This is a genomic window from Nocardioides segetis (assembly GCF_051390595.1).
Classification (GTDB): Bacteria; Actinomycetota; Actinomycetes; order Propionibacteriales; family Nocardioidaceae; genus Nocardioides.
The window spans coordinates 404,622-422,934 of the sequence record NZ_JBNINR010000004.1 but is presented as its reverse complement, the minus strand read 5'-3'; the positions used below and the strand labels follow the sequence as shown (position 1 = coordinate 422,934).

The 18,313-nt window shown below is 71.6% G+C and carries 16 protein-coding genes; 7 read left to right on the top strand and 9 right to left on the bottom strand.

What is annotated here, in order from left to right; genetic code table 11:
* Positions 1-12: 12 nt before the first annotated feature.
* The 4 genes from ACPZVR_RS10430 to ACPZVR_RS10415 all read right to left on the bottom strand — a co-directional run bounded on the left by ACPZVR_RS10430 (position 13) and on the right by ACPZVR_RS10415 (position 5,111).
* Positions 13-1,239: a sugar ABC transporter permease gene (locus ACPZVR_RS10430; protein ID WP_436699510.1), complete on the bottom strand. Its 1,227-nt coding sequence runs from the start codon at positions 1,237-1,239 to the stop codon at positions 13-15.
* Positions 1,236-2,015 (bottom strand): ATP-binding cassette domain-containing protein, encoded by a 780-nt coding sequence (locus ACPZVR_RS10425; protein WP_436699509.1) that lies wholly within the window; start codon positions 2,013-2,015, stop codon positions 1,236-1,238. Before ACPZVR_RS10425 ends, ACPZVR_RS10430 begins: the two co-directional genes overlap by 4 nt.
* 74 nt (positions 2,016-2,089) lie before the next feature.
* Entirely contained in the window at positions 2,090-3,241 is a 1,152-nt protein-coding gene (locus tag ACPZVR_RS10420) for a substrate-binding domain-containing protein (RefSeq protein WP_436699508.1), read from the bottom strand.
* 100 nt (positions 3,242-3,341) lie between these two features.
* Positions 3,342-5,111, bottom strand: a complete 1,770-nt coding sequence (locus tag ACPZVR_RS10415; RefSeq protein WP_436699507.1) for a flavin-containing monooxygenase — start codon at positions 5,109-5,111, stop codon at positions 3,342-3,344.
* Between the two features lie 233 nt (positions 5,112-5,344).
* On the opposite strand from ACPZVR_RS10415, the gene lpdA reads away from it, so the two are divergent.
* Positions 5,345-6,745: a dihydrolipoyl dehydrogenase gene (gene lpdA / locus ACPZVR_RS10410; protein WP_436699506.1), complete on the top strand. Its 1,401-nt coding sequence runs from the start codon at positions 5,345-5,347 to the stop codon at positions 6,743-6,745.
* A 63-nt stretch (positions 6,746-6,808) separates the two neighbouring features.
* On the opposite strand, the gene ACPZVR_RS10405 is transcribed toward lpdA, so the two are convergent.
* Both ACPZVR_RS10405 and ACPZVR_RS10400 read right to left on the bottom strand, forming a co-directional pair.
* Positions 6,809-7,696, bottom strand: coding sequence for a 2-dehydropantoate 2-reductase (locus tag ACPZVR_RS10405; protein ID WP_436699505.1), 888 nt, complete (start codon positions 7,694-7,696; stop codon positions 6,809-6,811).
* On the bottom strand, positions 7,693-9,147 hold the full coding sequence (locus tag ACPZVR_RS10400) for an APC family permease (protein ID WP_436699504.1): 1,455 nt from the start codon (positions 9,145-9,147) through the stop codon (positions 7,693-7,695). The genes ACPZVR_RS10405 and ACPZVR_RS10400 overlap by 4 nt, the downstream gene beginning before the upstream one ends.
* 104 nt (positions 9,148-9,251) lie before the next feature.
* Between ACPZVR_RS10400 and ACPZVR_RS10395 the strand changes: the two genes are divergently transcribed.
* The 5 genes from ACPZVR_RS10395 to ACPZVR_RS10375 all read left to right on the top strand — a co-directional run bounded on the left by ACPZVR_RS10395 (position 9,252) and on the right by ACPZVR_RS10375 (position 14,339).
* On the top strand, positions 9,252-9,887 hold the full coding sequence (locus ACPZVR_RS10395; RefSeq protein WP_436699503.1) for a TetR/AcrR family transcriptional regulator C-terminal domain-containing protein: 636 nt from the start codon (positions 9,252-9,254) through the stop codon (positions 9,885-9,887).
* Between the two features lie 118 nt (positions 9,888-10,005).
* Positions 10,006-11,460: an aldehyde dehydrogenase family protein gene (locus tag ACPZVR_RS10390; RefSeq protein WP_436699502.1), complete on the top strand. Its 1,455-nt coding sequence runs from the start codon at positions 10,006-10,008 to the stop codon at positions 11,458-11,460.
* Between the two features lie 29 nt (positions 11,461-11,489).
* A complete protein-coding gene (locus tag ACPZVR_RS10385) occupies positions 11,490-12,266 on the top strand; it encodes an aldolase (RefSeq protein ID WP_436699501.1) in 777 nt (258 codons plus the stop codon).
* A 130-nt stretch (positions 12,267-12,396) separates the two neighbouring features.
* Entirely contained in the window at positions 12,397-13,938 is a 1,542-nt protein-coding gene (locus ACPZVR_RS10380) for an FAD-dependent monooxygenase (RefSeq protein ID WP_436699500.1), read from the top strand.
* A 14-nt stretch (positions 13,939-13,952) separates the two neighbouring features.
* Complete coding sequence (locus tag ACPZVR_RS10375; protein ID WP_436699499.1) at positions 13,953-14,339, top strand: RidA family protein; 387 nt, start codon at positions 13,953-13,955, stop codon at positions 14,337-14,339.
* Here the strand turns inward: ACPZVR_RS10375 and ACPZVR_RS10370 are convergent.
* From ACPZVR_RS10370 to ACPZVR_RS10360, 3 genes are read right to left on the bottom strand one after another with little or no spacing between them, the layout of a single operon-like run.
* A complete protein-coding gene (locus ACPZVR_RS10370) occupies positions 14,336-15,100 on the bottom strand; it encodes an amino acid ABC transporter ATP-binding protein (RefSeq protein ID WP_436699498.1) in 765 nt (254 codons plus the stop codon). The two genes, ACPZVR_RS10375 and ACPZVR_RS10370, sit on opposite strands and share 4 nt — an antisense overlap.
* On the bottom strand, positions 15,100-15,981 hold the full coding sequence (locus ACPZVR_RS10365; RefSeq protein ID WP_436699497.1) for an amino acid ABC transporter permease: 882 nt from the start codon (positions 15,979-15,981) through the stop codon (positions 15,100-15,102). The genes ACPZVR_RS10370 and ACPZVR_RS10365 overlap by 1 nt, the downstream gene beginning before the upstream one ends.
* On the bottom strand, positions 15,978-16,850 hold the full coding sequence (locus ACPZVR_RS10360; protein ID WP_436699496.1) for an ABC transporter substrate-binding protein: 873 nt from the start codon (positions 16,848-16,850) through the stop codon (positions 15,978-15,980). The genes ACPZVR_RS10365 and ACPZVR_RS10360 overlap by 4 nt, the downstream gene beginning before the upstream one ends.
* Before the next feature lie 44 nt (positions 16,851-16,894).
* On the opposite strand from ACPZVR_RS10360, the gene ACPZVR_RS10355 reads away from it, so the two are divergent.
* Positions 16,895-18,262 carry an NAD(P)H-quinone dehydrogenase gene (locus ACPZVR_RS10355; RefSeq protein ID WP_436699495.1) on the top strand — a complete coding sequence of 456 codons (1,368 nt, stop codon included), beginning with the start codon at positions 16,895-16,897 and terminating at the stop codon, positions 18,260-18,262.
* Positions 18,263-18,313: the final 51 nt, after the last annotated feature.

Genomic DNA, 18,313 nt, shown 5'->3' with positions numbered 1-18,313 from the left:
CACGTGCGCTGGTCATCGGCGGTTCGGCAGCAGTGACCCGCGGGTGATCACGACGTCGATCGCAACAGCAAGGATAAGGACCCCGCCGGTCGCGAAGCTCTGCACTTCGGTGGACATGCCCAGGAGCTGGACACCGTTGTTGATCGAGCCGATGACGAGGGCGCCCAGCAGCGCCGCCCACACGGTTCCCCGGCCGCCGAAGAGGCTCACGCCGCCCACGACCGCGGCGGCGATCGCGTTGAGCATGAGCGGACCGCCGCCCGACGAGTTGGAGACGGCCAGCAGTCGCGAGGCCTCGACCATGCCGGCCACCGCCGCGCAGACGCCGAGCACGAGGAAGGAGTAGATCACCATCCGGGAGACGGGGATGCCCGCCCGCTGTGCGGCCTCGCGGTTGCCGCCGACGGCGTACAGGTGCGCCCCGTAGCGGGTCCGTCCGGTGAAGTAGGCCGCGATCAGCAGCATCCCGACCAGGATCAGCACCGGCAGCGGGAGCCCCGGTCCCTCGCTGAGGATGGCGACCGAGCCGAAGATGACCACGCCGCTGACGACGGCGGGCACGCCGACGGTCGTCAGCATCGACGACCGCGTGGACGACGGGGCGTCGGCGCCGCGCTCGCGGTGGCCGCGATAGCGGGTCGCGCAGAAGATCAGCCAGCCCGCCGCGCCGAGGGCGAGACTCCAGCCGGCGGGGAGGTAGGTCGACGAGATCTTGGCGTAGTCGGTGCCGGCGACGTTGATCGCGAACTCCGGCGGCAGCACCACGAGGAGGAGGCCCTGCAGGATGACCATGCCGCCGAGAGTGACGATCAGCGACGGCACCCCGAAGATGACCGCGAGCACCTCGGCCAGGACGAAGGCGACGCCGACGGCGATGCCTCCCAGGACGGCCAGCCACAACGGCCACTCGCTCTTGATCGCGAGCTGGGCCGTGACGGTGGCGCAGACCCCCGAGAGCAGCGCGGAGGACAGGTCGATCTCTCCGACCAGCAGCACGAAGACGACGCCCAGCGCGAGGATCGCGGTGGTCACGATCTGCAGCGTCAGGGTGGTGATGTTCCCGGAGGTGAGGAAGGCGGAGTTCTGGGAGTAGAAGTACAGCCAGATCAGCCCGAGGACCAGCAGCACCGGGATGCTGCGGTACTGGCCGCCGAGGCCCTCGACGACCCGCGAGAGCAGAGGGGTGCCGGGCTCGCTCGGGGCGCTCGGCGGGACGGTCCGGACCTGCTGCGTGCTCATCGGATGCCCTCGACGGTGAGCGGAGCCTCGTGGGCTCCGGTGATGGCGGCGACCAGGTCGCCGGACGTGTAGTCGCCGCGCTCGAACTCGGCGACCTTGCAGCCCAGCCGCATGACCACGACGCGGTCGGCCACCTCCTGGACGTCCTTGAGGTCGTGCGAGATCACCAGCACGCCGCGGTTCTGCGACTTCAGCCGCAGGATGAGGTCGAGCACCTCGGCCCGCTGCGTGACGCCGAGGGCGGCGGTGGGCTCGTCCAGCAGGACCAGGCTCGGGTCCGAGATGAGCGCCCGGCAGATGGCGATGCCCTGGCGCTGCCCGCCCGACAGCCCGCCCACCGGCGTGGTCAGCGAGCGGAGCTTCACGGCCAGGCTGTCGAGGACCTTCCTGGCCTCCACCTCCATGCGGTGCCGGCTCAGGGGGCGGCCGCGCAGGAGACCGCCGGTGATCTCCTGGCCGAGGAAGAGGTTGCGGACCGCGTCGAGGTTGTCGCACAGCGACAGGTCCTGGTGGACCGTGTGGATCCCCGCGCTCTGCGCCGCCCGCGGCGTCTCGAGGCGGACCGCCTCTCCGCGCACGCGGATCGCGCCCGAGTCGGGGTGCTCGACTCCGGAGATGACCTTGATGAGGGTGGACTTGCCGGCTCCGTTGTCGCCCACCAGGGCGACGACCTCCCCGCGGTGGAGCTCGAGGTCGACCTCGTGGAGCGCACGGACGCCGCCGAAGTACTTGGAGACCTGGCTCAGCTGCAGCAGCAGCTCACCAACGTCGGGCATGGGATTCCCTTCTTGGATGGGGCTGGGCGGGGTGTGGCCGCCGGAGGGGGCGGCCACACCCCGGTCGTGATCGGTCAGCCGGCCTTCGCCTGGCAGGTCGGCGTGCTCTCGGCGGGACCGCCGTCGCAGATCTGCTCCCAGGTGAAGATGCCGAGGTCGACCGCCTGCTGCACGACCTCGCCCGGGTCCTTGCCGTCCTCGAGGTGGATCAGCGTGGTGTCGAGCTTGGCCGTCGGGATGTCGTCGGTGCCGTTGTTGACCTCGTCCTGGACGAGGTCGGACGGCGGCTCCTCCCCGTTGATCGCCGCCAGCGCGATCTTGGCGGCCGCCTCGGCCTCCACGGAGAAGGCCTTGAGGACGGTGTCCTCCTGGTCGCCGGTCAGCATGTACTGCAGGCCGGTCAGCTCGGGGTTCTGGCCTCCGTAGACGGGGATGTCGACTTTCTGGCCCTTGAGCGCGGCGATGATCCCCGAGGCGTTGCCGTCGTAGAAGCCGAGGAACGCGTCGAGGTCGCTCTGCGTCTTGGTCAGGCACTGCTCGGCGGCCTTCTGGGCGTTGTCGGGCGCCCAGTCCTTGATGTAGTCCTCGCAGACGACGTTCAGGGTGCCGTCGTCGATGAGCGGCTGGAGGATCTCGTCCTGGCCCCGGAGCATCTCGGTCGTGTAGACGTCGCCCTTGTTGCCGTACTGGCGGGCCAGGTCGACCGGGCCGTCGCCGAAGGCGCCGCCCTCGACCCGGCTCTTGAAGTACTCGGCCTGCTGGACGCCGACCTTGTAGGGGTCGAAGATCACCTGGGCGTACATCGGCCCGTTGAGCGGCGGGTTCTCGTAGCCGATCACGGGGACCTTCGCGGCGGCGGCCGCCTGGAGCAGGCCGGCGCTCGTGTTGGGGTCGGCGGCCACCACGACGAGGGCCTTGGCCCCGGCCGAGATCGCCGAGTTCGCCTGCGACAGCTGGGTGGCGGAGTCGCCGCCGCCGTTGACGAACTTCACCTCGACGTCCGGGTCGAGCGCCTTCATGGCCTTCTCGAAGTCCGGGCCGTCCTGCTGGATGTAGCGGGTCGGGGTGGTGTTGGGCGCCATGAAGTAGACGAGCTTCTTGCCCGAGGACGAGCCGTCCCCGGAAGCGCCGCCGTCGTCGCCGCCGCAGGCCGCCGTCACCAGGCTGAGCCCGGCCACGATCGCGACGAGGCCGACCTTGGCCCGGGCCTTTCTACTGCCTTGCATCATTTTCTCCTTCGAGGGGACGCACCCGGCCGGGTGGCAGGGATGTCGCTGTCGCCCAGAGCCCCCGAGTCGACTCATGGGATGCGCCGGACCGCAGTGGTCAGGAGCGCACGTCGTGCAGGTCGGCGGTGATCTGGAGGGCGAGGTGCTTGGAGTACACCCGCACCCACGCCAGGGGACCGCCCATGAACCAGAAGCCCGGCTGACCGGTACGGCGGTACAGCCCGCCGATCTCGCCGTCCTCACCGATGCCCAGGACCAGGGGGAGCCGCTCGGCCACGGCGTCGCCGAAGAGGCGGCGCGCGGTCTCGCGCATGTTCGAGTAGCCGGTGGCGAGCACCACGAGGTCCGCGTCGAGCTCACGACCGTCCTCGAGCCGGATGCCCGTCGGGGTGAACGCGGCGAGGCCCGAGCCCTGGGCCAGACCGATCCGACCCTCGGCGATCAGGCCGGACGCGCCGACGTCGATGTAGTAGCCGCCGCCCTTGGCGAGGGCGAAGCCCATCAGCCCGGTGCCGTCGGGGCCGTCGTTGAGCCGGAAGCCCACCGCCTCCAGCGAGGCCAGCAGCTCGGCGTCCTTCTCGGCGGTGCGCTTGACCCCCTCCTTGGCGTCCTCGAGCACCAGGGGCCACGGATAGGCGCTCGCCAGGAGGTCGGCGTACTCCGTCGGCGGCCCGGACTCGGTGAAGTTGGCGCCGAAGATCGCCGGGATGCCGTGCTCCTGGCTGATGATGTGGGTCGAGGAGCGCTGCACCAAGGTGACGTCGGCGCCCGCCTCGTACAGGTCCTGGGCGATGTCGTGCCCGCTGTTGCAGGCGCCCACGACGACGGCCTTCTTGCCGGCCCAGCTGCCGCCGGCGCCGTGCTTGCTGGAGTGGTAGACCGTGCCGGTGAACTCGTCGCGGCCGGGGAAGTCGGGGACGTGGGGCTCGCCGGCCGCTCCGGTGGCGAGGACGACGTGGCGCGGGCGGAGCGTCCGCTCGCCCTCCGGGGTCGTGACCGCCAGGGTCCACGCGCCGGCCTGCTCGTCGTACGCGGCGTCGGTCATCTCCGCCGCGCACCAGACGTTGAGCTCCATGGCCTCGGCGTAGAACTCGAACCAGTCGGCGATCTTGTCCTTGGGGGAGTAGATCGGCCACGAGCGCGGGAACGGCAGGTAGGGGAGGTGGTCGGCCCAGACCGGGTCGTGCAGGACCAGGGAGTGGTACCGCCGGCGCCAGCCGTCGCCGACCCGCTCGCTCTTCTCGAGGATGAGCGCGTCGACGCCCATCAGGCGCAGGTTGGCCGCGAGGGCGAGGCCGCCCTGGCCGGCACCGAGGATGACGACCTCCGGCTCACGGTCGGCGTAGGCCCGCGCGTCCTCGCGCTTGTCCTTCCAGTTGCGCTGCGTCGTCGCGCCGGCCTCGTGCCGCGGGCCGGTGGGCCGCCGGCTCCCGAGGGCCCGCTCGTGGCCCTTGAGGTCCTCGACGCCGGTCATGACGGTCCAGGCGCGCCACCCGTCGTCGCCCTGCCGGATGCGGGCCACGCCGCGGCACCAGGCGCCGGGCGTCTCGAAGGTGAAGAAGCCCTCGATCGTGCCGCTGCCGCCCTCCTCCGCGACGAAGCGCGGACCGAACTCGGTGACGATCCGGACGTCGGAGACCTGCGCCCGGCGCAGGTGCTCGTCGAGGAGCCCGGCGATGCGATCGGTGCCGTGGTAGGTCCCCAGGTCCCAGCTGAGCGCGAGGAGGTCGCGCCACCAGCAGCCTCCGTCCAGCAGCTTCGTGGTCGCGGCGGTGTCCGCCGTCGCCAGTGCGTCCGCGAAGTCGGCGAGCCAGGCCGCGAAGGCCGCCTTCACCTCGTCCGGCGACGAGTGGGTGTCCACGCTCACGTGCGTCCCTCCTTCCGGGCCGCGGCCCAGATCGTCCGACCGAGCGATCGCTCGGTCGGACGGGAGTGTTGCACACGTCACACGGTCAGGGGAAGGGTTTCGGCGCGATCGGTCCGCGTGGACGCCACCTCCGGCCGGCCCCGGAGGGCGCCCCCGGCGACGTACCCGCGAGTAGTCGCGCCCGGGGGCGAGCGTGCTGTCGGCCCCGCGAGCGCCCCTACTACGCTGGCACCGTGACCCACTTCGATGTCCTCGTCCTCGGTGCCGGCCCCGGTGGGTACGTCGCCGCGATCCGCGCCGCCCAGCTCGGCAAGTCCGTTGCCGTGATCGAGAAGAAGTACTGGGGCGGCGTCTGTCTCAACGTCGGCTGCATCCCGTCCAAGGCGCTGCTCAAGAACGCCGAGCTCGCCCACACGCTGACCCACGAGAAGACCAAGTTCGGCATCGAGGGCGACGCCACGATGGCCTTCGGCCCGACGCACGCGCGCTCCCGCCAGGTGAGCGCCGGCATCGTCAAGGGCGTCCACTTCCTGATGAAGAAGAACAAGATCACCGAGATCGACGGCTGGGGCACCCTGACCGGCCCGAAGTCCGTCTCCGTCGCGCTCAACGACGGCTCCACGGCCGACTACACGTGCGACAGCCTGATCCTCGCCACCGGCGCGACCGTGCGCACCGTCCCGGGCGTCGAGGTCAACGGCAAGAACATCGTGTCCTACGAGGAGCAGATCCTCGACGAGAACCTGCCGTCCTCGATCATCATCGGCGGCTCCGGTGCCATCGGCGTCGAGTTCGCCTACGTGATGAAGAACTTCGGCGTCGACGTCACCATCGTCGAGTTCCTCGACCGGATGGTCCCGACCGAGGACGCGGACGTCTCCAAGGAGCTCGCCAAGCACTACAAGAAGCTCGGCGTGAAGGTGCTGACCTCGACCGCCGTCAAGGGCGTCGAGGACACCGGCTCCGGCGTGAAGGTCCGGGTCGCGCCGGCCGCGGGCGGCGACGAGCAGGTGCTCGAGGCCGACAAGTTCCTCGCGGCCTTCGGGTTCGCCCCCCGCGTCGAGGGCTACGGCCTCGAGGCCGCGGGCGTCGCGCTCACCGACCGCGGGGCGATCCAGGTCGACGAGTACTGCCGCACCAACGTCGAGGGCGTCTACGCCATCGGCGACGTCACCGGGAAGATGATGCTGGCCCACGTCGCGGAGGCGATGGGCATCGTCGCCGCCGAGACCCTCGCCGGCGCCGAGACCATGCCGGTCGAGTACGACTTCATCCCGCGCGCGACGTACTGCCAGCCGCAGATCGGCTCGTTCGGCTACAGCGAGGCGCAGGCCAAGGAGAAGGGCTACGACGTCAAGACGGCCTCGTTCCCCTTCACCGCCAACGGCAAGGCGATGGGCCTGGGCGAGGCGGTCGGCTTCGTCAAGATCGTGGCCGACGCGGAGTACAACGAGATCCTCGGCGCCCACATGATCGGCCCCGACGTCACCGAGCTGCTCCCCGCGCTGACCCTGGCGCAGAAGTGGGACCTCACCGCCGACGAGGTGGGCCGCAACGTGTTCGCCCACCCCACGCTGTCCGAGGCCGTGAAGGAGGCGATCCACGGGATCGCCGGCCACATGATCAACCTCTGATCACCGCTCGACCGGACCCCGTCTCCTGCAGGAGGCGGGGTCCGGCGCGTTCGGGCCGTGCGGTCACGGGCCGCAGTTCGCGAGGAGTGCCAGCAGGGCGCGGTTGAGCGGTGCCTCGACGCCGTGCCGATCAGCGGCCCGGACGACGGCTCCGGTCAGCCCCTCCCATTCCAGCGGCCGGCCGCGTTCGCGGTCCTGCAGCATCGACGTCGCCGCATCCGGCGGCAGCGCGTGCACCCAGTCGGCGACGCGCGCGACGATGTCCGGTCCGAGACGGGCGCCGGCGGCGCGGCCGACCTGTGCGGTCTCGGTGAGCAGGTCACGGACCAGGGCCGCGACCCGTTCGTCGCGAAGCACCTCGCAGCGGCGACCGGTGAGGGCGGTCACCGGGTTCACGGTGACATTGGTCAGCAGCTTCGACCATGCCTCGGTCACGAAGTCGGGCGTGCACTCGACGGTCAGCTCGCTGGCGGCGAGGAGCGCCTGGACCCGCCGGCCGCCGTCGTCGTCCGGGACGACCAGGTCGCGGCCGGTACGGCGCACGAAGGCTCGGCCCGGGCCGAGATGGTCGACATTGAGGTAGACGAGCGTCGGCACGACCCGCCCGGCGAGGCCCGCCGCGCGCTCGGCATGGTCGATGCCGTTCTGGGCCAGCAGCACCGGGGTCGTCGCGTCACACCAGGCGCTCAGCCAGGACCGTACGCCCGGCGTGTCCTGCGCCTTGGTCGCGACGACGACGGCCGCGGGGCGGTCGTCGCTCTCGGCGGGTCGGCGGACCCAGGTGCAGGTCGCCGACCGCTCGCCGGTCGCGGTGACCACACTGACGGTCCCGGACCCTGATCGGGTGCGCTGACAGGCGAGCAGGGGGTGGCCGGCGAGCGCGAGATGGGCCGCGATCGCCGTGCCCACGGCTCCCATCCCGACGACCGCGACCGTCGGCCGCGTCGTCACGAGGACGGTGCCGGATCCACGGACACCGACAGCGACGCCGGGGCTCGACCGAGCGCGGCCTGGCGTCGCTCCAGCGCGGCCGCGACGACGGCGCCCACGACGAGCACGGCCGGCGCGAACCGGACCACCGACGCCTCGCTGCCGACGATGAGGCCGTAGTTGGTGAGGACGAACCACAGCACGGCCACGAAGCAGGTGATCGCGAGGACCGGGGCGACGCGCCCGACCAGCGCGGAGGTGTCGCCGAGGCGTCCGCGCAGCGAGGCTGCCAGGACGCTCAGGGAGAGCATGATCAGGCCGGAGACGTAGGCGACCGTGTTGATCCCGGCGATCGCGGGGAAGAGCTCGGTCAGCGGTTCGTAGCCCGCGAGCGCGAACGGTGCGAGGACGGCGAGGACCAGCGCGACCTGCGCGGTCACGGCGACGACGGGGATGCCGCGGCCGTCGGTGCGGACGAACGCCCGGGGGAGCAGGCCGCTGCGGCCGAACGCGAACATGTAGCGCACGGCGGCGTTGTGCCAGGCGACCGCTCCCGCGCCGAAGCTGAGCACGGCGGTGCCGGAGATCACCGGACCGGACCAGGACCCCAGGTAGGTGTCGGCGGCGAGGGGGACCAGCATGCCGGGGTCGGCGCCGGCCGCCGCGCCGAGGTCCTCGAAGGCCGCGACGAGGGACCAGGTCGAGAAGAGGTAGATCGCGCAGAGCGCGGCCAGCGCGGTGTAGATGGCGGGGCCGATGCTGCGGCCGCCGTCGCCGGTCTCCTCGCCGTAGGACGCGGTGGTCTCGAAGCCGGCGAAGGACACCGCGATCATGGCCATCGTGAAGCCGATCGCCGCGGGGGAGAGCGCGTCGTCACCGAGGCCGAGGGTCGGTGCGGTCGGTCGTTGGACCACCACGGCGACGCACAGGGCGACGAGGATCGTGAAGCCCACGCACGAGATCACGGCGAAGACGCGCTTGGTGTCGACCAGTCCCCGGTAGCCGCACCAGGCGACACCGGCGAGGACGAGACCGCCGTAGCACCACCAGGGGAGGTCCAGCGAGAGGTACTGCTGGCCGAAGACCACGGCGAAGTAGCCGGCGCCCGCGGTCATCGCCGCGGCAGCGAGGTTGTAGGCGATGAACAGGGCCATCGCCGTGGCCGCGCCGGCAGGTCGCCCCAGGCCGTAGGCGACGAAGGCGTAGCCCGACCCGGCATTCACGACGTGCTTGCTGATCGCGATGTAGCCGGCCGCGAACAGCGCGAGGACGCCGGTCAGCAGCAGGGTCAGCCCGAAGGTTCCCGGCCCGGCGCCCAGAACCAGGCTGAGGGAGTAGTTCGAGGACATCGTGGTGAGGGGGGCGGTGATCGCGATGACCACGAACACCAGCCCGGGATAGGCGATGGCGTTGGTCCTCAGCCGGGCGCGCCCGGGGCTTGCGGGGCCGTCGGGCGGCATCTGGTCGGTCATGCGCACTCCTCTGGGTGCCGGTGGCGGGCAGGGCGGTTCCCGGCCTCCGTCCACCGCGGTGATCTTGGTCACTGACCAAGCTGAGCGCTCTTTATAGTGGGTCAGTGACCAAGAAGCAAGCATCCTTGTCGCGGGCCAGCAAGGACCTGACGCCGAAGGCCGTCCTGCGGGCGGCGCTGGAGGTCCTCGACGAGCGCGGCATCGCCGGGGTGTCCACCCGTGCCGTGGCCGATCGGCTCGGCGTTCGGATGAACACGGTCCTGTGGCACGTCAAGACCAGGGCTCACCTGCAGGACCTGATGGCCGACGCGATCCTCGGCGAGGTCGATCTCGACGGGCTCGACGGCGACGGGCGGCAGCGCGCGTTCGAACTGATGACGCGGTTGCGCCGGACCCTCCTGGCGCACCGGGACGGTGCCCTGGTGCTCTCGGGCACCTTCCCGTCGATGCCGAGCACGTTGCGCTTCGCCGACCGGCTCCTCGCCGCGCTCCTCGAGGATGCGCCGACGCCCAAGGTGGCCGCGTGGACGGCCTGGGGCCTCGCGTACTTCACCGTGGGCCTGGTCCAGGAGGAGCAGTCGGCTCCGGCTCAGCTGCCTGAGGAGGTGGCGGCCCGGCTCTCCGATGGGGCGTATCCCGCGCTGGCCGCGGTGGTGGAGGACTTCGCTTCGACGGACTTCGACGAGCGGTTCGCCCACGGCGTCGGCGCGCTCCTCGACGCGGTGACGCGCGCGCCCTGAGGCTCTCGGCCGCGGCAGATCTCTTCGGCGTACCCCTTGCGTCCGCGTCCCTCGACTGCTGTACTCCTCACTCATTGGTCACTGACCAAGAACGAATCGTCGAGTGAACGGAGTGCGCATGAGCACGGGAACCGAATCCGCCCCGCAGCAGGAACGGCTCGCCGAGATCGACCTGTCGCTGCATCTGCTGATCGACGGTGAGCTGGTCGCGGGTGCCGAGACGATGCCGGTCGTGAACCCGGCGACCGAGGAGGTGATCGTCGACTGCCCCCGCGGCTCGGTCCGGCAGTTCGACCGGGCCGTCGGCGCCGCCAAGGTCGCGTTCCGGTCGTGGTCGCGCAGCCCGGTGGAGGCGAGGCGTCAGGTACTGCTGCGCATCGCCGAGGTGATCGACGCCCATGCCGAAGAGCTGGCCGCCGTGCTGACCGCCGAGCAGGGCAAGCCCCTCGCCGACGCCCGTCACGAGGTGGCCGGAACGGCCGCCTTCTTCCGGCACGTCGCCGGGCTGGAGGTGCCCTCGGAGGTCGTCGAGGACAGCGACGAGCGTCGCGTCGAGATCCGGCGCCGGCCGCTCGGGGTCGTGGCGGCGATCCTGCCGTGGAACGCACCGCTGCTGGTCATCGCGTTCAAGGTCCCCGCCGCGTTGCTCACCGGGAACACGGTCGTGGTGAAGCCCGCGGCGACGACCCCGCTGGCCACGCTCCTCCTCGCCAGGCTCGTCGCCGGCCTGGTTCCTCCCGGCGTCGTCAACGTCGTGACGGATGCCAACGACCTGGGCGGTGTGCTCACCAGTCACCCCGATGTCGCGAAGGTGACCTTCACGGGCTCCACCGCAACCGGGCTCAAGGTGCTTGCCAGTGCCTCGCGCGACCTGAAGCGGGTCACCTTGGAGCTGGGCGGCAACGACGCGGCCATCGTCCTCGACGACGCCGACCCGAGCACGGTCGCGGCCGGCATCTTCCGCGGCGCCTTCTGGAACTGCGGACAGGTCTGCCTGGCGATCAAGCGACTCTACGTCCACGACTCGATCTACGAGGAGGTCTGTCGCGAGCTCGTCGCGTTGGCGGAGGGCACCGTGGTCGGTGCGGGTGTCGAGGAGGGTGCGCAGATGGGCCCCCTGCAGAACCGGATGCAGTTCGAGAAGGTCAGGGCGTTCCTCGCTGATGCCGAGGAGCACGGTCGCGTCCTGTGCGGTGGCGAGGTGGCCGGTCGCGCCGGCTACTTCGTCGCCCCCACCGTCGTCGCCGACATCGCCGAGGGCAGTCGTCTCGTGGACGAGGAGCAGTTCGGTCCGATCCTGCCGGTCCTGCGCTACGCGACGACCGACGAGGCGATCCGCCGTGCGAACGCCAGCGCGTACGGCCTCGGTGCGTCCGTGTGGAGCTCCGACCTCGAGCGCGCCACCGAGGTCGCGGACCAGCTCGAAGCGGGCACCGTGTGGATCAACAAGCACATCGACGTCGCCCCGCACATCCCTCAGGCGGGTGCGAAGCACTCCGGGCTCGGCGCTGAGCTCGGCGACGTCGGGCTCCTGGAGTACACCCAGGTCCAGGTCCTCAACATCGACAAGTGACCCCTTCCCCTCATCCCAAGGAGCCAGCCATGACCGCCACTTCGAGGTCCAAGCTCGACGTCCTTCGTCCCGAGCTCGATGCCGAGCTCTCCGGCCTTCCCTGGACGCTGCGCGAGCGCATCGCCCTGACCTGCCGGATCCTCGCCGCCGAACGGCACTGCTTCGCCCTCGCGGGACAGGTCACCGCCCGCGCCGACGAGCCCGGGACGTTCTGGACCGTCCCGTGGACGCCGGCGTTCGACGCGGTCGGGACTCGCGACGTGATCCGCATCGACGACGACCTCAACCCGCTCGAGGGCGACGCACAGCCGAACCCGGCGGTGCGCTTCCACTACTGGATCTACGAGGCCCGGCCCGACGTCGGGTGCGTCGTGCACACGCACCCGCCCGCCATCGCCGCGCTGTCCATGCTGCGTCGGCCGCTCGTCATCGCGCACATGGACACCATGCCGCTGTACGACGACGTCGCGTTCCTCCCGGACTGGCCGGGTGTCCCTGTCGCCGATCAGGAGGGTGAGATCATCTCGGCCGCCCTGGGTGACAAGCGGGCGGTCCTGTTGGCCCACCACGGCCTCGTCGTCACCGGACGCACGGTCGAGGAGGCCGCGGTCCTCGCCTTGATGATGGAGCACGCGGCCGACCTCCAGCTCCGCGCCGAGGCGACGGGCGGCGCCATCGCGGCCACGCCGGAGGCGTTGGCGCGCGAGGCGCAGGAGTTCCTCCTGCAGCGCAGCATCATCGAGGCGACGTTCCGGTCCTTCGCCGACCGCGCCCTCCGGCGTGACCCGTCGGGACTGTCCGACTAGTCCGTCCGTCAGCACGCCGCCGGGCGGCGGCGCCCACCGGCGCGGTCCGGCCCTCACCCGCGCGGGCGAGGGTGGACTGCCGCCGGCATCTATTGGTCAATGACCAAGTCAACCGAAATGAGGAGATCGAATGGACCGAAGAGTCGTCATCGCGGGCGGCGGCCCGGTCGGCATGTGGCTGGCATGCGAGCTGAGCCTCGCGGGCGTTCCTGCCGTCGTGCTCGAGGAGACCCCCGCCATCTCGCCGCACTCGCGAGCCCTGACCGTCCATCCGCGGACGGTCGAGACCTTCGCGTTGCGCGGGGCGCACCACCCCATGCTCCGCGAGGGAGGACAGCTCCCGAGCGGGCACTTCGCCGTCCTCGACGAGCGCCTGGAGTTCACCTCGCTCGACACCGACTTCCCGTTCACGCTCACCATCCCGCAAGCACGGACGACCGAGCTGCTCCAGGAGCGGGCGATCGCTCAGGGGGCCGACGTCCGGCGAGGACACCGCTTCGTCGCGATGGAGGAGACGGAGACGGGCGTGACCGTGACGGCGGTCGGACCGGACGGTGAGTACGAGCTCGACGCGACCTTCCTGGTCGGCTGCGACGGCACCCGCAGCGCGGTGCGCGAGGCGGCCGGCATCGCGTTCGACGGCACGGCGGCGACGGCGCTCGGCGCGCTGGGCGACGTGCGGCTGGCCGAGCCGCCCGAGTCCCCGGTCGTCAGCAGGTGGTCGCTGGAGGGCGTCTTCATGTGTGTCGCGATCCCGGGCGGGCTGCACCGCATCGCCGTCCACTCGCCGGAGGACCTGCGGACGGACTGGCCGGGCGAGTTCACCCTCGAGGAGCTGCGCGGTCGGATCCAGCGCATCGCCGGCACCGACTACGGCATGCACAGCCCCGCCTGGCTCTCGCGCTACGGCAACGCGAGCCGGATCGCGCGGACCTATCGCAAGGGCCGCGTCATGGTGGCCGGCGACGCCGCCCATCAGCACATGCCGGCGGGCGGCGTCGGGCTCAACGTGGGGGTCCAGGACGCCATGAACCTCGGCTGGAAGCTCGCCGCGGTGTTCAACGGCTGGGCGTCGGAGGCGCTGCTCGACAGCTACCACACCGAGCGGCACGCGGTCGGCGTCGAGCTCCTCGAGCAGAGCCAGGCGCAGACCGCGCTCTTCATGGACTTCACGGTCCAGGGTCAGGAGATGCGGGCGTTCATGACCCGCCTGATCGGCGAGCGCCCCCAGCTCAAGGAGGCGCTCACGGAGCGGCTGTCCGGTCTGCACGTGCGGTACGACGCGCCCGACGGCGCCCACCCGCTGACCGGCTGCCGGGTGCCGAACCTCCGACTCGGGCCGGACGCCGATCTCCGCTCGCTGCTCGAGCAGGGCACCTACGTTCTGCTGGACCTCGCCCGCGTGCCCGGATTCGACGTCCGGGGACTGACGGCGGCACGTCGGACCCACGTGCGGATCTTCCGTCCGGCCGCCGCGCCGGCCGAGCCTCGCCCGGCGTGGGGCGAGATCACCGCGGCCCTGGTGCGGCCGGACGGGTATCTGGCCTGGGCGTCCGGGGAGCGCGACGCCGAGGCGCTGGCCCGCGACGTCGCCGCTGCGATGGACGCGCTCGGGTCCGGTCGCGACGCGTCCGGGCCCGTCGCGGACGACACCCTGGTCCCGGCCCGTTGAGAGAGAGGAGCGGCATGATCGAGAGGATCGAGCCCACCGGGCTGTTCGGCCTGCCCGACCTGGCCGCGCAGGCCTCCGTCGTCACGGGAGGCCGGCTGGCGTTCCTCAGCGGCCAGCTCGCCTGGGACGACGAAGGCGGCATCGTCGGTGCGGGGGACCACGCGGCCCAGGTCGCGGTGATCGCGGACCGCATCGACCGGACCCTCGCCGCGCTCGGCGTCGACCGGTCGGCGGTGGTCAAGGAGACCATCTACGTCGTCGACTATCGGCCGGACCTGGTGCCGGTCCTCCTCGGCGGCCTGCACGGGGCCACGCCGCCGTCGTCCACCCTGGTGGGCGTCGCGGCGCTCGCCGACCCGGCGGCGGTGGTCGAGGTGGAGTGCGTGGTCGCCGTGCCCTAGGCGAGGACCCGGCGCAGGAACTCCCGCGTCCGCGCCTGCTCCGGCGCGCCCAGGACGTGCGCCGGCGGGCCCTCCTCGACGATCCGGCCGCCGTCGAGGAAGCAGACGTGCGAGGCCACCTCGCGGGCGAAGCCCATCTCGTGGGTGGCCAGCACCATCGTCGTCCCGGCCTCTGCGAGGTTGCGCACGATGTCGAGGACCTCGCCGACCAGTTCCGGGTCGAGGGCGGCGGTGATCTCGTCGAGCAGCAGCAGCGCGGGGTCCGTGCACAGCGCGCGGACCAGGGCCACCCGCTGCTGCTGCCCGCCGGAGAGGCGATCGGGGTGCTTGTCGACGTGCTCGCCGAGCCCGAACCGGTGGAGCAGCTCGCGGGCCTTGTCGCGCGCCGCCGCCGCCGACATGCCGTGGACCTTGCGCGGGGCGAGGGTGCAGTTGTCGAGGACGCTCAGATGGGGGAACAGGTTGTAGGCCTGGAAGACCATGCCGATGTCGCGGCGGACCTGGCGCGGATCGACGAGCGGATCGGAGATCTCGCGGCCCTGGAACTCGATGACGCCGTCGTCGATCGGCTCGAGCAGGTCGAGGCAGCGCAGCAGCGTCGACTTGCCGGAGCCGGACGAGCCGATCAGGCACACCACGTCGCCCGGCGCGACGCTGAGGGAGAGGTCGTCGAGGACCACGCGGCGGCCCGGCTCGTCGTGGCGTGGGTAGGTCTTGCGGACGTTGCGGACTTCGAGCAGGGCAGGGGACGGGACCGACATCAGCGCACTCCTGCCCGCTCGCGCCGGGCCAGCCGCCGCGCGAGCACGTCGCACAGGCGGGCCAGCGGCACGGTCATCGCGATGAAGAACAGCGCCGCGACGACGTACGGCGTGAAGTTGAAGTTGAAGTTGCCGTAGTCGGCCGCGGCGAACAGCGCGTCGAACAGGCCGACGGAGGCGACCAGGGCGGTGTCCTTCTGCAGTGAGACGAAGTCGTTGAGCAGCGGAGGCACGACGCGGCGCACGGCCTGCGGCACGATGACGTGCCGCATGGTCTGGCCGCGGGAGAGGGCGAGCGCCTCGGCGCTGGCGAGCTGCGACGGGTGCACCGACTCGATGCCGGAGCGGAACACCTCGGCGACGTACGCCGAGTAGGACACCACCAGCGCCACGGTGGCCCAGAAGAAGATGCTGGTCGGGATGCCCTCCAGACCCAGGGCCGGCATGCCGAAGACGAACAGGAACACCAGCAGCAGTGTCGGGATGCCGCGCACGACGTCGGTGTAGACCACCGCGAGCCCACGCAGCGGGACCAGCCACGCGGACCGCGCCTGCCGGACCAGGGCCAGCGCCAGGCCCAGCGCCAGGATGATCGGCTCGGCGATGAGGAACATCCGCACGTTGAGCCAGAAGCCCTCGACGATGGTCGGCAGCGACTCCTTCGCGTGGTGCGGGTCGAGGAAGGTCGCGCGCACCCGCGGCCAGCCGGGCGAGAGGACCAGCGCCGTGAAGAGGCCGCCGATCACCACGACCGTGGCGATGCTGGCGACGACGACGCGATGCCGACGCTGCCGGGAGCGGGTACGGCGCCGGGCGAGCTCGCGCTCGCTGGGTCGCCAGTCCGACGCGGCGGCGCCGGCCGCGGGCGCGCCGGTGCTCACGGGAGCTCGGGCACGCTCACGACGTCGGACAGCCACTTCTGCTCGAGCTCCGCGAGCGTGCCGTCCTCCTGCAGCGCGGCGATCGCGCCGTTGACGCACGGCAGCAGCTCGTTGCCCTGTTCGAACAGCAGGCCGAACTCCTCCGGCTCGCCGCCGTCGTACTGGAACTGGCCCAGCAGCGTGCTGTTCTCGATCTCCGCCGCGCTGATGTAGAACGCCGTGGGCAGGTCGGCGATGATCGCGTCGACCTGGCCGTTGAGCATGGCCTGCTTGGCGTTGTTGGTGTTCTGGAAGACCAGCGGGTCCTGCTCGGGCTGGATCACGTCGCGGATCGCGGTCAACGAGGTGGTGCCGGTCTGGGCGCCGATCTTGAACTTCGCGAGGTCGGCCAGCGAGGTCGCCTGCGCGGCCGGGCTGTCCGCGAGCACGATCACGGCCTGCGCGGCGGAGTAGTAGCCGTCGGAGAAGTCGACCGCCTTCTCCCGCTCCGGGTTGACCGAGATCTGGTTGATGTCGAAGTCGAAGTCCTTCTTGCCCGGCTTGTAGGAGTTGTTGAAGGGCACCGTCACCCAGGCGACCTGGTCCTCGGAGAAGCCGAGCTCCTCGGCGATGGCGTAGGCCACCGCGGACTCGAAGCCCTCGCCGTTGGTGGGGTCGTTGTCCACGAACCACGGCTCGTAGGCGGGGGTGTCGGTGCCGATCGTCAGCCTGCCCGCCTGGACCAGCGGCAGGTCGGCGACCGCGCACTCGTCGGCGGTCGCGCTCTTGCCGCTCTGCTCCTCGGGCTCGTCCTCGGCGGGGGCGCACGCGGCGACAGCGGTGGCGAGGAGGACGGCGGCGACGGGGGTGACGACTCGGGACAGACGCATGGCGGAATCGTAGAGCGAGCGCCGCGCTTGCAAGAATGGCGGGCATGACGCGCGTGGTGATCGTCGGTGGGGGACCCGGTGGCTACGAGTCGGCCCTGGTGGCCGCCCAGCTCGGGGCGGAGGTCGTGGTCGTCGACTCCGACGGCGTCGGCGGTTCGGCGGTGCTGACCGACTGCGTGCCCAGCAAGACGCTCATCGCGACGGCCGAGGTGATGACCGATCTCAGCGAGGCCGGCGAGCTCGGCATCGACATCGCGGCACCGCGGGTCGACCTCGCCCGGGTCAACGCCCGGGTCAAGGCGCTGGCGCTCGCGCAGTCCGCCGACATCGGCAGCCGGCTCGCCGGCGAGGGCGTGACGGTCGTCGCCGGCCGCGGCCGCCTCGACGGCCCCGCGCGGGTGGTGGCGACCCTCGCCGACGGCACCGAGGCGACGTACGACGCCGACGCGGTGCTGGTCGCGACGGGCGCCACCCCGCGGGTGCTGCCGACGGCCCAGCCCGACGGTGAGCGGATCCTCACCTGGGAGCAGGTCTATGACCTCGACGAGCTGCCCGAGCACGTGATCGTGGTGGGCTCGGGCGTCACCGGCGCGGAGTTCGCCAGCGCCTACCAGTCGCTCGGCATCCCGGTCACCCTGGTCTCCTCGCGGGACCGGGTGCTCCCGGGCGAGGACCAGGACGCCGCGCAGGTGCTCGAGGACGTGCTCACGCGGCGGGGGATGACGGTGCTGTCGCGCTCCCGGATGCAGTCGGTCGCGCGCGAGGGGGACGTCGTCACCGTGACGCTGGCCGACGGTCGCGAGGTCACCGGCTCCCACTGCATCCTCGCGCTCGGCTCGGTGCCCAACACCGCCGGGCTCGGGCTGGAGGCGGCCGGGGTCGCCCTCGACGACGGCGGCTTCGTCACGGTCGACCGGGTCTCGCGGACCTCGGCGCCCGGCGTCTACGCCGCCGGCGACTGCACCGGCGTGCTCATGCTCGCCTCGGTCGCGGCCATGCAGGGTCGCATCGCGATGGCCCACGTGCTGGGCGACGCGGTCCAGCCGCTCGACCTCGGCGTCGTCGCCTCCAACGTCTTCACCTCCCCGGAGATCGCCACCGTCGGCGTGACCCAGCAGCAGGTCGACGCCGGCGAGGTCCTCGCCGACGTGATCGTGCAGCCGCTCGCGACCAACGCACGGGCCAAGATGCAGGGCATCGTCGACGGCTTCGTGAAGCTCTTCGTCGCCCCGGGCTCGCGCAGCCTCCTCGGCGGCGTCGTGGTCGGCCCCCGGGCGTCCGAGCTGATCCACCCGGTCGCGCTCGCCGTGACCGAGCGGCTCACCGCCGACCAGCTCGCCCAGACCTTCACCGTCTACCCGTCGATCAGCGGCTCGATCGCCGAGGCCGCCCGCCGCCTGCACCGTGCCTGACGCCGGGCGAGCGCGTCTCCGGGGCGCCCGGGCCACGCGCGTCCGCGAAGC